The sequence below is a fragment of the Bacillus cereus group sp. BfR-BA-01310 genome (assembly GCF_022664325.1).
Taxonomy (GTDB): Bacteria; Bacillota; Bacilli; order Bacillales; family Bacillaceae_G; genus Bacillus_A; species Bacillus_A paramycoides.
Genome location: NZ_JAKUHD010000045.1, coordinates 1 through 15,845, shown reverse-complemented (window position 1 = coordinate 15,845; position 15,845 = coordinate 1). Strand labels below are relative to the sequence as shown.

The window sequence follows — 15,845 nt, the reverse complement described above, 5'->3', positions numbered from 1 at the left end:
ATGATAGAGATATTAACGCAAGTATCAATCTAAAGAATGAAGCGATAAGGCTTCTAACCGCAAGGACTGCGGAGATAGCCTAATAAATTAGGGTTCGATAGAACTCTTTACTTAGGAATCCCCCACTTCTAAACGAAGTGAAAGTGGGGGTAGTTCAATGCGAAGATATTGAAGGAGATAATATCTTTTTAATTGCAGTAATTTCTTAACAATACAATATGTAAATATGCATATTGTATTTATCTTGGTTTTTATGTGTTAAAATCAGATATAAGGATGTAAAAATATAACAAACCAAAAGTAGGAACATTCAATGAATTTTGAGAGGTGTTACATGTTTAAAAATGAAAAATTAATTCGAGTTTGTCTAATATTATTTGTATGTTTATCTGTAATTGATTTTACAATCGGTTATTTTCAAACATATCTTGAAACAGCAGCAGGTATTAAATGGGTAATACCAGAAACTTGGAAAGCTGTTTTGTTGGATGTTCCTGAAAACATACTTGTTATTTTAGGTGCATTTGCTTTATATGATTTCACAAAAGAGACATCGCAAAAAGACGCATCAATCTAAATACGGCTTTTTTCAATTTTCTTCAATTAGCAATTTCATGGAGAGTCTTGGGATTTTTGCACCAGAACCTGGTATAATGTGGTTAGCGTTTTAAATGTGTTTTCTCCAAACCGTCCTAGAGGTAGGGCGGTTTTTTATTTTGTTTTGATTCCTTTTCCCCAGCATTTATAGATAGGGATAATTGGCATTAATTCGATGATGTGAACCTTCCATTCTAGCGGTTCACCTTCAAAATGACTATCCACTTCATAATGTTCAAATCTACATAAGTACTTGTTTCCTTCTAAATCATTACAATTTGTTGGTTCGAGACATGGAAGCATCTCAAGTCCCCTTTCTTGATGCTTTCGAGCATCGGAATATCCAGGAACTCATTTGCTAGGTGGGGATACCATTAGATTTCTGAATATTATGACAAAAAAACTTGTCTTTGTTCACAAATTCGCAACATCCTTATATAAAGTTGTTTAAAATTATATGTTAAACTTATTGCAGTCCAAGAAATTCTTATAAACTCAACAACTCGATGATCTTAGTACTGCCCTGCATCCCCTGCAGGGCTTCCCTCATTTAGCTAGAGTTATATACTTGTATGTTTCCTCAACCTTATCTGCGCTGTTATGTACATCCTTCGCTCTTAAATCGTTCTGGTGCAAAGATTGCATCTATTTGAAAGAGGTATATAGACTCCTAATGGAATCTATTTTTATGCAGCCATTCCGAATAGTTGATGAATAAACTTCATTTCATTTTGGACACACTTGTCCCGTAAAATAAGTTGGCCTTTTTTAATGATATGCATCGCTTCTAATCCTGAAAGAATAGATTTAGCTATATGAAAAGATTTCAATCCTAACATTGAACGAACTCTCTTTTTAATAAAACGATGATCTTGCTCTACAATGTTATTAAGGTATTTTATCTGCCTTATTTGGATGCCTACAGGCATCTTTTTCTCTTTCTTCAACTCTTCAATCGCTATAGGATAGGCCGGATTTTCGTTTACTGTAATCACACGGGGCTTTGAAACATGAAAAGGCTGCAAAGCTTCCTTGAAAAAACGCTTTGCAGCCCTATGATCTCTTGTTTTGCTTAAATGAAAATCAATTGTATTTCCTTTTGAATCAACAGCACGATATAGGTACATCCATTGACCTTTGACTTTCACATACGTCTCATCGGCTCGCTAAGAATCAGTGGTTGATTTAAGATGACGTCGTACGCGCTTATCTAATTACCCATCGCATGATTGTTGTATGAGCAAGGGATAGCCCACGTTCTTCCATCATTTCGACTAAATCACGAAAACTGAGGTTGTACCGTAGGTACCATCTCACGGTTAATAAAATAATATCCGGTTGATAATGTTTCCACTTGAATAGATTTTGCTTTTCCATACCAATCACATCCTTTTTTAGAGTACTAGTATCAGTATGTCCAAGATTAGGAGATTATTTGCAAGAGTCTTGGGATTTTTGCACCAGAACCCTTGCTACATTCTTATATGCAATATTGCATATAAAATATATTGCTATAAATATGAGTAATTACTATAATGAAAGTATTAAAATTTACCACATCTTAATACGAAAAGAGGAGGAAATAATATGGAAATCGCAATGGCAGTTTTGAAATTTGTAGGTGGAGTAATTCCATTCGTTCAAGAACTTTTAAAAGTATTTATGTAAGTTTATTATTTGGCAATCATTTAAAATATCATATCGAAAAAGGAATGAGTTGATTTTTTTGAAAATTAAGAAAAATAACAAAGGAATAAAATTACTAGCATGTTTATCAATTGGCTTATGCACTTTTAATTATTCTTCTATTTCTTTCGCTGAAACACATACAAGTAATTCAGCTGATGCAACAAAAAAAGCTATTAACATTGACACTGGTATAGCAAATCTAAAGTATAATAATCAAGAGGTTTTAGCAGTAAATGGTGATAAAGTAGAGAGTTTTGTTCCGAAAGAAAGTACAAATTCAAATGGTAAATTTGTAGTAGTTGAACGCGAGAAAAAATCACTTACAACTTCACCAGTGGATATTTCAATTATTGATTCTGTGGCTAATCGTACTTATCCAGGAGCAGTACAACTTGCAAATAAAGCTTTTGCAGATAATCAACCTAGTTTGTTAGTAGCTAAGAGAAAGCCTTTGAATATTAGTATAGACTTACCTGGCATGAGAAAAGACAATACAATTACTGTCCAAAATCCTACATATGGTAATGTGTCTGGAGCAGTAGATGAATTAGTATCTACTTGGAATGAAAAGTATTCAAAAACACATACGTTACCTGCAAGAATGCAGTATACAGAATCTATGGTGTATAGTAAATCTCAAATAGCAAGTGCTCTAAATGTTAACGCTAAATATCTTGATAATTCACTGAATATTGATTTTAATGCGGTTGCAAATGGAGAGAAAAAAGTGATGGTGGCGGCATATAAGCAAATCTTTTATACCGTAAGTGCAGAACTACCTAACAATCCATCAGATCTTTTTGATAATAGCGTTACTTTTGATGAGCTAACTCGTAAAGGGGTAAGTAATGCGGCTCCGCCTGTTATGGTATCAAATGTAGCTTATGGTAGAACAGTTTATGTGAAATTAGAAACATCATCTAAGAGCAAAGATGTACAAACTGCCTTTAAAGCCTTAATTAAGGGGCAAGGCGTTGAAGCGAGTGGACAGTACAAAGATATTTTTGAAGACAGTACCTTTACCGCTGTAGTATTAGGCGGAGATGCAAAAGAGCATAACAAGGTTGTTACAAAAGATTTTAATGAAATCCGAAATATCATTAAAGATAATGCAGAATTAAGTCCTAAGAATCCAGCATACCCAATTTCATATACAAGCACTTTCTTAAAAGATAACGCAACTGCTGCTGTTCATAACAATACGGATTATATTGAGACTACAACTACAGAGTATTCTAGTGCTAAAATGACGCTTGATCATTACGGTGCATATGTTGCTCAATTTGATGTATCTTGGGATGAATTCTCATATGATCAAAATGGAAAAGAAGTGCTAACCCATAAAACTTGGGAAGGAAACGGCAGAGACAGAACTGCTCATTTCAATACAGTCATACCACTTCCACCGAATTCAAAAAATGTAAAAGTCGTAGCAAGAGAATGTACAGGTCTTGCATGGGAATGGTGGAGAACCATTATTAATGAACAAAATGTTCCATTAACAAATGAAATTAAAGTTTCAATTGGAGGAACAACATTACATCCAAATGCTAATATTAGTCATTAATTAAAACCTAATATATGTCCGAAGCGCCCTGTTTACAGGGCGCTTTTTTATTTGGTCAACAAGTATATTGGCGCATTTTCAAATATATCATACTCATCTAATTGGAGCGTCAGCATACACTTTTAACGGATTTTCCGAAAGAATTCTCCTTCCTCAAGCGTGTGCAGGGCGATAGCCCAACGATAGGTGGGAGATGAATTTCGGTTTGGCGTAGCCAAAAAGAACTTAACTGTGCTTTTTATTTTCTCCATGATATAATCAGTCTTATAATATATAAAGGTTGTTATATCAATGAAATTAGACAGTAATAATCATTCAGTATTCTTGTTGTATTATCATCTTGTATTGGTCGTAAAATACAGAAGAAATGTATTTGATGATGATATGTCAGACTATGCAAAAGACATGTTTGTACGATTGTCTGAGAACTACAATATAACATTGGTAGAATGGAATCATGATGTTGACCATGTACATATCTTGTTCAAAGCACATCCTAATACAGAAATGACAAAATTCATTAATGCTTATAAAAGTGCAAGTTCTCGACTCATTAAGAGAGACTTTCCACAAGTGAAAAAGAAACTTTGGAAAGAGATGTTTTGGTCAAGAAGTTTTTGCTTACTAACTACTGGTGGTTCACCAATAGACGTAGTAAAGAAGTATATTGAAAATCAAGGTGAAAAGTGAGGTGAAATGGTATGACAAAGCATAATAAGGCATATAAATTCCGTTTGTATCCAACAGAAGAACAAGCTTATCTTATGCGTAAAACCTTCGGTTGTGTACGCTTCGTGTATAACAGAATGTTGGCTGAACGTAAAGAAGTATATGAGAAATACAAAGATGATAAGGAACAACTAAAGAAACAAAAGCTTCCAACCCCAGCAAAATACAAAGCAGAATTTGAATGGTTGAAAGAAGTTGATTCGTTAGCTTTGGCAAATGCTCAACTAAACTTGCAAACTGCCTATAAGAATTTCTTTAGTGGTCAAAATGACTTCCCAACATTCAAAAGCAAAAAAGACAGAAAGTCTTATACAACGAATGTAGTAAATGGAAATATTATGTTGCTTAATGGTCATATCAAATTACCAAAACTGAAAATGGTACGTATTAAACAACATAGAGAAATACCACAAGACCATATTATCAAATCATGTTCAATTTCTATGACACCTACTGGTAAATACTATGTGTCCATCTTGACTGAATACGAAATAGAGATTGTACAAAAAGAAGTAGAAACAGTTGTGGGATTAGACTTTGCGATGGATGGATTATACGTTAGTTCTGAGGATGAGAAAGCCAATTATCCTAAGTTTTATCGTAACATGTTAGACCAATTAGCAAAGGCACAACGAGTATTAGCAAGACGTGCTAAAGGCTCAGAACGTTGGAACAAACAACGTATTCGTGTAGCGAAATTACATGAAAAAGTAGCGAACCAACGTAAGAATTTTCTCCATCATAAGTCTAAAGAGTTAGCTACTAATTTTGACGTTATAGCTATTGAAGACCTAAACATGAAAGGAATGTCGCAATCACTTCATTTTGGAAAAAGTGTCGCTGACAATGGTTGGGGTATGTTCACTTCTTTTTTAGCGTATAAACTACAAGAACAAGGCAAACAACTTGTGAAAATAGACAAATGGTTTCCTTCCACAAAAACATGTAGCAATTGTGGAATTGTGAAAGATATATCATTGTCTGAACGAATATATTCTTGTATATGTGGTGTAAATCTCGATAGAGATTATAACTCAGCTATCAATATCAAAAATGAAGCAATACGCTTATTAGCGTTGGCATAAATGATAGTAAAATAACCTTTGGAACAAGGGAGTTAGCTCGGTTGTCTTAGGACTAATTCGTTAGCTATCAAAAGTAACGACTAACCGAGAAGCCCCCACTTCAAGTAAGCTCGTAAGAGCTACTAAGTGGCGGGTAGTTCACAATACGCCTTTCTACTTCAAGACTTTTGGCAAAGCGAACAAGGGCAAGTTTAGGTAATTTCATTTTGTTGCCTTCAATCGTAATATTTTCGTTATGGGGGGATTTTGATTCTTTAGGTTGATGGGCATTGTCTGTACCCCTTAAAGAAATTCTTGTTATGATCGTTAGTTTTTGGATCATTATGTTTCTCGTGTATGGTGAAAGCCTGTTACAATAGTAAAGAATAATTTGGGTACAAATTGATAAATGAAATGGGGAAAGATGCTAGATGAAAGCAACTGGAGTGACTAGAAAAGTAGATGAATTAGGGCGTGTAGTAATTCCAAAGGAACTTAGAAATACGCTTGGTATTAGAGAAAAATCGCCATTAGAGATCTTTGTAGAAGGTGAAGACATTGTTTTACAGAAGTATCAGCCTGGTGGTGTTTGTGCATTAACAGGAGAAGTATCAAATCGTAACATATCATTAGCAAATGGTAAGATCGCATTAAGTCCAGAAGGTGCAGAATTATTAATAAAAGAAATAGAACAATACCTTGTAAAATAAGAGGCTCCTTTCAAGGGGCTTTTTTAGGTTTAACATTATAATTTCACGTACCGTAATAATTAATAAAAAATAAAACACCACAGAAATAGTCTACATTTAATTTTATGTTGGGGTCCCGCCACATCGTCATCAAGCTAAAATTTTATAGTACCCCCAGAACGAAATTTTGTACTAACTTGTAACAAAAAAGCTTATTTTTTTGTTTTGGGGTATTTGCTTTTCTTAGCTTGATAGTGATGTGGTGCGCCCTAAAAACAAGGACAATAAAAAAGACCAGGGCTGGTCTTATTCAAACACAGGATACGTATTACTGGGTATCCTTATTGAAAAAGTAACCGGAAACAGCTATGCGGAAGAGATTGAAAATCGGATTATTGAACCGCTTGAGTTGTCGAATACATTCCTGCCTGGCAATTCAAGCGTTATTCCAGGCACCAAGCATGCCCGTGGATATGTCCAACCAGACGGAGCAAGTGAGCTAAAAGACGTTACTTATTATAACTCAAGTATAGCTAGCTCAGCTGGAGAGATGATTTCTACTGCTGACGACTTAAACAAATTCTTTTCTTCCTTGCTCGGTGGCAAATTACTGAAGGAACAGCTACTAAAACAAATACTTACTACAGTTCCTACAGGATATGATGAAATCAGCGGATATGGGCTTGGAATCTATGAAACTAAGCTTCCAAACGACGTCTCGATATGGGGACTTCCAGGGTTTGTTACTCTTGTTGGAGGTACTCTTGTTGGAGGTACACTTGGGGGCAAGCATACGTTGACCATCAATTTTAACAGTACGGATAGAGCTAACAGTCCTGATCCTTTTAAAAATATTTTACTTGCTGAATTTAGCAAGTAAGCAAAAAGGAAAACAGGATAAATTTTGTCATAGCTTTTATAGGGGTCTCGCCACACATCCATCAACTTAAAGTATATATTTATACAAAGGCTGATCTTTCCATGTAGTTTTTTATTATCTTTTATAGATATCATAAAGGTAGGCATATCAAATAAATATCGATTTGAAATAAAGTCACGATGTTTTAAAGAATGTTGCGATGTTCTAAAGTTTGTTTAGATCCTGTTTTACAGAATCTTTATATGAGGCAAAGAAAAAATAACAATATCTATTATTAATATTCTTGTCTTAGGTTTTTAGTAAAAAAACAGATAAAAAAAGAATAAAAATAAAGTTTGAATAGGGATGTAGTAAAAATGGCAATGATAAAATTTAATTCTTATCATCAAAAAGTAGAAATTAAGAGGAATTTAGAACTTATTAACTTAGAACATGAAAAAATTAGAGAATATGTAAATTTTGATATATTTTCTTTTGAACAATTAGATGAATTTCAAGTAGGATATAGCATTGACACCGATGGAAACTCCCTTGTAACCGATGAGGAAGATACTTGGGATGCAAATTGGATTGTTATTGCATATGAAACTATGTGTGGAGATCCAATTATAATTGATTTAAATGAGGATGGATACCCTATATCTTCATTAATGCATGGAATGGACAGTTGGGGTGTTGGCGGTTTCCTTGCAGATTCTATGGACTCATTTATCAATTTTATAAAAGATATAAGTAATTTCCTTACTGAGAAACAAGTTTTAGAAGGAAAAAGAATTATACAAAATAGAGAATTAAAAACATTGCTAAATAAGTTTTTGGAAAAAAATAAATTTGCTGATTTTGAAATATGGCACTCTTTATTGAGTCCATTATTTGATATTGCAGAAGAATACGAGCAAATACTGGAGACAAAAGTAAAAAAGATGAAGAAAGAAGGAAAAAAAATAACGGAAATTGCTCACCTGCTTAATATAAAACCTAAAGAAGTGTATGAGTATATTAAGAAAGTTTAAGAGAAACTATTCACTTTTTAGAGAACAATCGGGCGCGATTATGGAGCAATACAGGCAGAAAATGATCAAACTTTTTTATAAAGCCGAAACAAAAATCTGCTAAAGAGGAATCCATTTTGATCAATCTTTTTCAAAATGGATTCTTTTTATTTATCGTAAAACTTGGGATTGCGAGGTATTTTTGATTCAACTTTATTCCAAAGCTACAATATAGGAAGTTACTTCTTAATGGTTTATTTCTACATTACTGTTATCTTTGTGTCTGACGTAAAGGCGTATAAAGGCATTCTCTTTAAGGGGTGTGTCTATTGGTTTTACACATTCCAAATGTAACTGTTTTTTTACTTCATCTTCATTATAAGTAGATACAGTATAGAAACGCTGGTTACCTTTTACCTTACTCTTATTTGTTATTTGTACATAATATTGTTTTGTTCCCATTCTAGATCTCTCGCATCCTATAGCAAAACTAGAAAACAGTGCAAATAATATAAATATAACTAATGTTTTTTCATATAACTCTCTCCTTATCTTTGTATATGGGAATTATAGTAAATTCTTTATAGTGAAAAAATTGATTATAGTGACATTAATATTACAAAACTGTAATGTTTATTAGGGGTCACATCCACTCAAAAAATCCAGTCATAAAAAAAGAGGGAGAAGGCATCTTTTATTGAAGTTTGTTTATAATAGCCTTTTAACCTGTTAGGGGGGATCGTAAAGTAGATTAATAATTTCTTTTATAATTTTTATTTTCCTTATAGTACTTGGCATGCTGTATTAAAAAATTTTAATTTTGAAAGGAGAATCAATAAAAATGAGCACGAAAAAAAGAATAGGGAATAAGTTATTACTTGTCAGTGCAATTTGTGCGATAACTATTCCTTCAGTTTCATTTGCGGAGGAAGTAATTTCACCTAAAAATTTCACGAGTTCTTCAAGTTTGTATGGGGGACGGAATACGGATGTATTGAAAACAAGTTTATATCACGATACATATAATAATCCGTTCAATTACCAATTTATTTCGACATTAAAGGAAACAAACACAAATATAAAAAAAATAGACAATACTGATGATGAAAATCCTATTATATCTACTACCCTTTCATTTATCCGCTATATGAATAGTGAGGATTATAAATCTGCATTTGATTTAACCTCACGATCATTACAGAAAATAATATCCGAAAAATGGCTTAAGAGCTATTGGAAGGGACTCCCTGCGCAATTACAAGCAGGTTCTTTTATGGGAATTGGAGAGGTAACACAAAAAGAGACAAATTCCGTTCATACAAATGTAGAGATTAAATTAGTTTTTGAACAATCTACTGTACCTTTACTAATTAAACTAGATCCATCTGGAAAAATAGATGATTTTCAACTTAGCATGTCGTTTAGTCCTGTTTCAGAGCGTCCATCATATAGTAAGCCTGAATCATTTGTTGATAAAGAAGTAGTAGTTGGAAGTGGTGCGTTTCCATTACCAGGAACATTGTCTGTTCCGAAGGGAAAGGGTCCTTTCCCAGCGGTTATTCTTGTTCAAGGATCTGGAGCAACTGATCAGGATGAAACAGCATTTGCCTTAAAACCATTTCGCGATTTAGCTGAAGGTCTTGCCTCGAAAGGAATTGCTGTCCTTCGCTATAATAAACGAACTTATGAACATGGATTGAAAACACAATTTAGTCCTTTTTATACAGTTGATAAAGAGACAACAGATGATGCTCTTCTTGCGACTCATTTTCTTCAAAATGAACCTATGATAAATAAAAATCAAATTTATATTCTTGGTCATAGTCAAGGTGGAATGATGCTTCCGAAAATGATCGAAAAAGACCAAAATCAAAATATTGCTGGTGCAATTGTGATGGGAGGACCAGCCCGTACGATCCAAGATGTTGTTTTAGATCAATTTGAGTATCTTTTTTCTATTGGGGCAATGAAACCGGAGGAATATAAATTTTACAAATCACAATTTGAATTATTAAATGATCCCAATTTCTCTAGTCAGAATCCTCCAAAGGATTTTTATTTAGGATCACCATTATTTTGGGATTCTATCCGTAAAATTAAGGCAGCAGAAATGTCAAAAGAACAAAAAACACCGCTGCTTATTATTCAAGGAGAAAGAGACTATCAAGTTCAATCAAAAATCGAAATTCCTCTTTGGAAAGAACAATTAAAAGAGCGAGATAACGTTGATTATCGACTATATCCAAAGTTAAATCACTTCTTTACAGAAGGAGATGGTGAATTAAGTAAACCAGATGAATATTATAGTCCTTCTAATATCCCTGAGTATGTTATAAATGATATTGCTGCTTGGGTGCAAGGAAGATCGAAATAAAATTAGCAACCATATTTTTTAATAGCCATTTTCAGCTCTTAAGATAGAATTATTTTTAATAAGAGATATATAATTATATTATGATGTAAACAACTATAACGAACGGAGTAAAGTTTCTTATTCAAATACTTTAGATTCTCATATCAGGGGGCACCATACATGCCCATCAACTTAATATTTGGAAGTATACCCTAAACGAAAAAATTCGTTTGGGGTATTTACTTTTCTTAGCTTGATAGCGATGGGATAGCACCACATCGCCATCAAGCTAACTAATAATTATACCCCAAAATGAAAAAAGTGAACTTAATTATCATAAAAGTTTAATAACTTGTGCAAAAAGAGCGGGGTATTTACATACTTAACATACATATTAGTTTTTTTAATTAAGGCCTTTTTTAGGAATTTGTATATAGTTAATATGTTTAAAAGCCTGAAAAATATTGAAATGTGTAAGTTATTTGACAATTTCGACAAGAGTGTTTAATATTTGTAATTTTTTGTTTTATAATGATAATCGGGTTGATCGTGAATGATTTAAATATCTCGATAAAAACTCGGATTAATTTATTTTAGGGAGGTTTCAAAATTGGGGAAAAGAGTTATTATAAGAGTTTTTACATTATTATCAGTACTGGCATTATTCCTTAATGTGTTTTTACCAAGGGCTAGTGCAGAAGTTATGACTCATGAAAAGTATTCGCTGGACTGGAGTTATAGTAATCAACTAGGAAAGTATATTAAAACTGAAATAATTAAAAATTCAAGTGGTAAGATTGCATATTGCTTAGCTCTAGGATTAAAATCACCTAGTGGAGAAGATCTACCTGAAATGGGGAAAACAGATAATATGGTATATCGGGTATTATTAAATGGTTTCCCGCAAAAGAGTGTAGAACAATTAGGGGTTGCAAATACAAATGAGGCTCATTATGCAACGCAACTAGCCGTTTGGAATGCTTTAGGTCAACTTGATGTAAATGAGTTAAAACATACAAATAAAAATGTTGAGAAGGCAGCTAAAACTATTATAAATGCTGCTAACAAAAGTGAAGACACACAAGATATCTTTATGAATATCATTCCGGCTGAAAAACAAAAGGCGGAATTAAAGGGAGAATTTTTTGAAACAAACTTATATACAGTACAAACAAACGCTAAAGGTGGTTCTTATAAGGTTGTAACAAAAGATGCTCCTAATGGCGTTAGAATTATTAGTGAAAATGGCGAGGTGAAAGATCAGCTTGCGGTTGGAGAAAAATTCCGTATTCAAATTCCTAAAAATACAAAAACAGGTGAATTTAATTTAAGTGTTGCTGCTAATTTGACTAAAGTGCAAGCAATCGCTTATCGCGGTACTGATACTGTTCAGAATGCTACAGTATTACTAGAAAGAAATGAAGAGAAGATTAGTAGTGACCTTGCAGTAAATTGGGAAGCTGCTGGTTCTTTAAAAATTAAAAAGGTTGGAGAAAATGGAGAAGTATTAGCTGATGCAGTATTTGAAGTCTTTAATGCAAATAATGAATCAGTTGGAAAAATCACTACTGGTGCTGATGGTACTGCAGAATTAAATAATCTACCAATTGGTACTTACACAGTAAAAGAAATTAAGGCACCAACAGGTTATGTTTCAGATGAAAAAACACAAACTATTGAAGTTAAGACAGGAGAAACAGGAGCTATTCAAGTAGTAAACAACAAAGTAAAAGGTAGCATTGAAATTAAAAAACTTAGCGATTCAGGAAAGGTTTTACCTAATGTTGAATTCACAGTTTTCACTGAAGATGGAAAAGAAGTGAAAAAAGTAGTAACAAATGAAAATGGAATTGCTAAAGTTGATGGTCTTACGTATGGTAAATACTATTTCTTAGAGACAAAAACACCTAATGGATATGTTGGAAATAAAACGAAGTATCCTTTTGAAATTAAAGAGCACAATAAAACACTTACTTTTACAGTGGAAAACACAGAAGTGAAAGGGAGTGTAAAATTATTAAAAGTAGATAATGAAGATATCAGCAAAAAATTAGAAGGTGCAGTATTCGAGTTAAAAGATACAAGTGGGAAAGTCATTGGTGAATATAAGACAGATAAAAATGGTGAAGTTAGTGTCAAAGATTTAGCGCATGGTAAATATTCTTTTGTGGAAAAGGCTTCTCCAAACGGTTATGTTCTTGTTACAGAACCAATTGAGTTCGAAATAAAGGAACATGGGAAAGTTATTGAGCTATTAGCAGTTAATCAACTTATCAAAGGTAATCTAGAAATTACAAAAGTTGATGTAGCTGATGGAAACAACAAGCTTCCAAATGCAGAGTTTACTATTTATAATGAAGCTGGAAAAGAAGTAGTAAAAGGAAAAACAGATGATACAGGTATCGCGAAATTTGAGAAGTTACCGTATGGAAAGTATACGTATAAAGAAACAATTGCACCAAATGGTTATGTGGTAAGTGAAGAAACGTTCTCGTTTGAAATTAAAAAAGACGGGGAAATTATTAAACATGTAGTAGAAAATAAAAAGATTACAGGGCTATTAGAAATCACAAAAGTAGATGTAGCAGACGGCAATAATAAGCTTCCGGGTGCAGAATTTACTATTTATAATGAAGCTGGAAAAGAAGTAGTAAAAGGAAAAACAGATGATACAGGTATTGCGAAATTTGAGAAGTTACCATTTGGAAAGTATACGTATAAAGAAACAATTGCACCTGTAGGATATCTTATAAATGAAGAGATTTTCTCATTTGAGATTAAAACAGATGGTGAAATCATCAAGCATACTGTAAAAGATCAAAAGAAACCAGTTACACCTGGTACAACTCAAAAACCAGAAGATAAAACACCAACGAAAGAGCAACCGAAAGAGCAAGTAAAAGAACAGCCACAGCCTAAAAAAGAAATTGAATCTAAAATTGGATGGTTACCGCAAACAGGTACTAACCTTACAAGTTGGATTTCAATGGCAGTTGGAGCATTGTTAGTGGTTATTGGTGGAGTGATATTCTTAAAGCGTAAAAATGCATAGAAATTAAAAAATAAGTACACCTACTTGTTCAAATAAGGAGGTGTACTTATTTATTTTCTATAATATAGATCAAATAGATGGAACTCGTTGAACTACTCACCACTTAACATCTTTAAGAAATGTTTGAAGTGGGAGATTTCGAGCTGCTTTTTTCAAATTTACAGTAGAACAGAGAATTGATACATATGGTTCTGATGCGAAAATTTTAGTTAGAAACATAGAGTTGCAATTTCCTCTTCATTTCTATCTTATGAAACTAAGCCAAACAATTTATGAATAAATTCTTTCTGGTTTTGGACAGACTTATCCAGTAAAACAAGTTGCCCCTTTTTCATCATATGCATGGCTTCAACACCACTCAATATAGAGATTGCTGTTTTAAACGACCGGAATCCTAACATAGAACGAACTCGCCTTTTAATAAACCGGTGGTCTTGTTCCACTATATTATTGATGTGCAGAGATAATAAAGTTGTTTAATTTACAATAAAGTCATTTAAAAAATAATATAATTGTTTAAAATCCTTCTTCTACTAACGGAGTAGATTAGCTCAATAAGGCATCAAAATAAGAACTTGTAGCTTCTAAAGAAATGAAAAAAAAGAAAGATTTTAAATACAAAGTAGACTCTGTTATACAGAGGTAGAGAGATATTATAATTCATTTGTGATAAATTAGGAATAGTTTGATTTATTTAAAACTGAGTAGAGTATTATAAAGTATGTGCGTTTTTTTGCCAAGTCCTATATGTCTTATTCTATGGAGGAAATATGCTTAAAAATAATTTTAAAATTAGGGATATTCCCACGGTTTTATGGGGAGATAAGAGTGAAAAAATTTTTATTGCAGTACATGGAAATATGTCAAATAAGGAAGATGCAGTTATTCAAATATTAGCTGAAGAAGCCAATCAAAAAGGTTATCAAGTATTAAGCTTTGATTTACCTGAGCATGGAGAAAGAAAAAATGATAATACTCCTTGCAAAGTACAGTTTTGTGTTAGTGAATTATCTATAATTATGAATTACGCAAAAGAACATTGGAAAGAAGTAAGCGTGTTTGCATGTAGTATGGGAGCTTATTTTAGCCTTTTAGCCTATCAAAATGATGTGTTAGAAAAGGCATTATTTTTATCACCAGTAGTTAATATGGAACGAATTATCGAAAATATGATGAAATGGTTTAATGTAACACCAGAGCTTTTGCAAAAAGAAATGACTATAGAGACACCTATTGGTCAAAAGTTATATTGGGATTATTTATGCTATGTAAAAGAACATCCTATTAATACATGGAATACAGATACATATATTATGTATGGAGCCAAGGATGAACTGTGCGAATTTGAAACTATTAACTATTTCACAAAAAAACATCGTTGTGAATTAGAAGTCATGGAAACAGGTGAACATTACTTTCATACTGAAGAACAGTTAAAGATATTTGAACAGTGGTTACACAAACATATCGATTAACAAATTACAATTTATCTTGAACCTGTTAGAGAAGAATGGTGAATATTTGAACTACCCCCGCTTTCACTTCGTTTAGAAGTGAAAGTGGGGGTAGTTCAATACTTACAGTATTGAATTTTTTTCAGAGTTTATGACAGATGTTAGATTTTAAAAATAAAAATTATAAAACTACATAATTAATATCAGCCTAAAAGCACTTATAAAACGTTAAAAAGTACTTTTTATTTTTTTCGATAATAAGCTTTTACAGTTTCTGTATGTTGTTTTTCCAAAACATATAGCTATAATCAATCTCTTCTTTTAATTCAAAATAGTTTCCCCAAGTATCTTGTACATGATAAAGTGTTTCGCCGGCATCTACAAAAACATCCATATAATCATTCATATACTTCCAACGATTATCAGTATTAAAGTAATACGTTGCAAATTGATTGCCCCCATCATTTAACATGTCGTCTGCAAACACACCACCCCACTTCATATAGATTTGCGTACCAGTGATTTGTCTAAGCTTAAACCTATTAATGTCATCTTTATACTTTTCTTCAAATTCTTTACTAAATAAATTATTTTCAATTATCCACCCAAGAAACATACCAGTATGTACATATGCTTGTTCAATTGGAAGATCCTCTGGAAGATCATCGAAATAGTACTTAGCCTTATCTTGAACTACCCCCACTTTCACTTCGTTTAGAAGTGGGGGATTCCTAAGTAAAGAGTTCTATCGAACTCTAATTTATTAGGCTATCTCCGCA

Annotated in this window: 12 protein-coding genes and 5 pseudogenes; 11 read left to right on the top strand and 6 right to left on the bottom strand. The window is 32.8% G+C overall.

Going from position 1 to position 15,845, the window contains the following annotated elements; genetic code table 11:
• Nucleotides 1-313: 313 nt before the first annotated feature.
• Nucleotides 314-577 (top strand): DUF3937 family protein, encoded by a 264-nt coding sequence (locus MR109_RS28560; protein WP_242274733.1) that lies wholly within the window; start codon nt 314-316, stop codon nt 575-577.
• Between the two features lie 134 nt (nt 578-711).
• Here the strand turns inward: MR109_RS28560 and MR109_RS28555 are convergent, their stop codons facing one another.
• The gene (locus MR109_RS28555) at nt 712-900 is read right to left on the bottom strand and encodes a hypothetical protein (protein ID WP_242274732.1); all 189 of its coding nucleotides are present in this window, start codon (nt 898-900) and stop codon (nt 712-714) included.
• A gap of 383 nt (nt 901-1,283) precedes the next feature.
• Nucleotides 1,284-1,974, bottom strand: a pseudogene (locus MR109_RS28550) (IS6 family transposase).
• A gap of 107 nt (nt 1,975-2,081) precedes the next feature.
• Between MR109_RS28550 and MR109_RS30340 the strand changes: the two are divergent.
• The 4 genes and pseudogenes from MR109_RS30340 to MR109_RS28535 all read left to right on the top strand — a co-directional run bounded on the left by MR109_RS30340 (nt 2,082) and on the right by MR109_RS28535 (nt 5,667).
• Nucleotides 2,082-2,265, top strand: a pseudogene (locus MR109_RS30340) (hypothetical protein).
• A 49-nt stretch (nt 2,266-2,314) separates the two neighbouring features.
• Complete coding sequence (locus tag MR109_RS28545; RefSeq protein WP_242274731.1) at nt 2,315-3,853, top strand: thiol-activated cytolysin family protein; 1,539 nt, start codon at nt 2,315-2,317, stop codon at nt 3,851-3,853.
• Nucleotides 3,854-4,144: 291 nt separating this feature from the next.
• Nucleotides 4,145-4,543 carry an IS200/IS605 family transposase gene (tnpA, locus tag MR109_RS28540; protein ID WP_002169923.1) on the top strand — a complete coding sequence of 133 codons (399 nt, stop codon included), beginning with the start codon at nt 4,145-4,147 and terminating at the stop codon, nt 4,541-4,543.
• Nucleotides 4,544-4,554: 11 nt separating this feature from the next.
• On the top strand, nt 4,555-5,667 hold the full coding sequence (locus MR109_RS28535; RefSeq protein WP_242274730.1) for a transposase: 1,113 nt from the start codon (nt 4,555-4,557) through the stop codon (nt 5,665-5,667).
• 136 nt (nt 5,668-5,803) lie between these two features.
• Here the strand turns inward: MR109_RS28535 and MR109_RS28530 are convergent.
• Nucleotides 5,804-5,902 (bottom strand): annotated as a pseudogene (locus MR109_RS28530) (RNA-guided endonuclease TnpB family protein); the annotation flags it as partial.
• A 175-nt stretch (nt 5,903-6,077) separates the two neighbouring features.
• Between MR109_RS28530 and MR109_RS28525 the strand changes: the two are divergent.
• From MR109_RS28525 to MR109_RS28515, 3 genes and pseudogenes are all read left to right on the top strand, one after another.
• A complete protein-coding gene (locus MR109_RS28525) occupies nt 6,078-6,356 on the top strand; it encodes an AbrB/MazE/SpoVT family DNA-binding domain-containing protein (protein WP_025151255.1) in 279 nt (92 codons plus the stop codon).
• A gap of 274 nt (nt 6,357-6,630) precedes the next feature.
• Nucleotides 6,631-7,215, top strand: a pseudogene (locus tag MR109_RS28520) (serine hydrolase domain-containing protein); the annotation flags it as partial.
• A 356-nt stretch (nt 7,216-7,571) separates the two neighbouring features.
• Nucleotides 7,572-8,228, top strand: coding sequence for an SMI1/KNR4 family protein (locus MR109_RS28515; protein ID WP_242274729.1), 657 nt, complete (start codon nt 7,572-7,574; stop codon nt 8,226-8,228).
• 225 nt (nt 8,229-8,453) lie between these two features.
• Here the strand turns inward: MR109_RS28515 and MR109_RS28510 are convergent, their stop codons facing one another.
• Nucleotides 8,454-8,669, bottom strand: a complete 216-nt coding sequence (locus MR109_RS28510) for a DUF1093 domain-containing protein (RefSeq protein WP_374202594.1) — start codon at nt 8,667-8,669, stop codon at nt 8,454-8,456.
• Between the two features lie 379 nt (nt 8,670-9,048).
• On the opposite strand from MR109_RS28510, the gene MR109_RS28505 reads away from it, so the two are divergent.
• Together MR109_RS28505 and MR109_RS28500 are read left to right on the top strand one after the other, a co-directional pair.
• Entirely contained in the window at nt 9,049-10,581 is a 1,533-nt protein-coding gene (locus MR109_RS28505; RefSeq protein ID WP_242274728.1) for an alpha/beta hydrolase, read from the top strand.
• Nucleotides 10,582-11,170: 589 nt separating this feature from the next.
• Nucleotides 11,171-13,612, top strand: coding sequence for a SpaA isopeptide-forming pilin-related protein (locus tag MR109_RS28500; RefSeq protein WP_242274727.1), 2,442 nt, complete (start codon nt 11,171-11,173; stop codon nt 13,610-13,612).
• A gap of 248 nt (nt 13,613-13,860) precedes the next feature.
• Here the strand turns inward: MR109_RS28500 and MR109_RS28495 are convergent.
• Nucleotides 13,861-14,070 (bottom strand): annotated as a pseudogene (locus MR109_RS28495) (DDE-type integrase/transposase/recombinase); the annotation flags it as partial.
• A gap of 312 nt (nt 14,071-14,382) precedes the next feature.
• On the opposite strand from MR109_RS28495, the gene MR109_RS28490 reads away from it, so the two are divergent.
• Complete coding sequence (locus MR109_RS28490; RefSeq protein ID WP_242274726.1) at nt 14,383-15,087, top strand: alpha/beta hydrolase; 705 nt, start codon at nt 14,383-14,385, stop codon at nt 15,085-15,087.
• A 244-nt stretch (nt 15,088-15,331) separates the two neighbouring features.
• Here MR109_RS28490 and MR109_RS28485 read toward each other — a convergent pair whose 3' ends face one another.
• Entirely contained in the window at nt 15,332-15,769 is a 438-nt protein-coding gene (locus tag MR109_RS28485) for a DUF7832 domain-containing protein (protein ID WP_374202593.1), read from the bottom strand.
• Between the last annotated feature and the right edge of the window lie 76 nt (nt 15,770-15,845).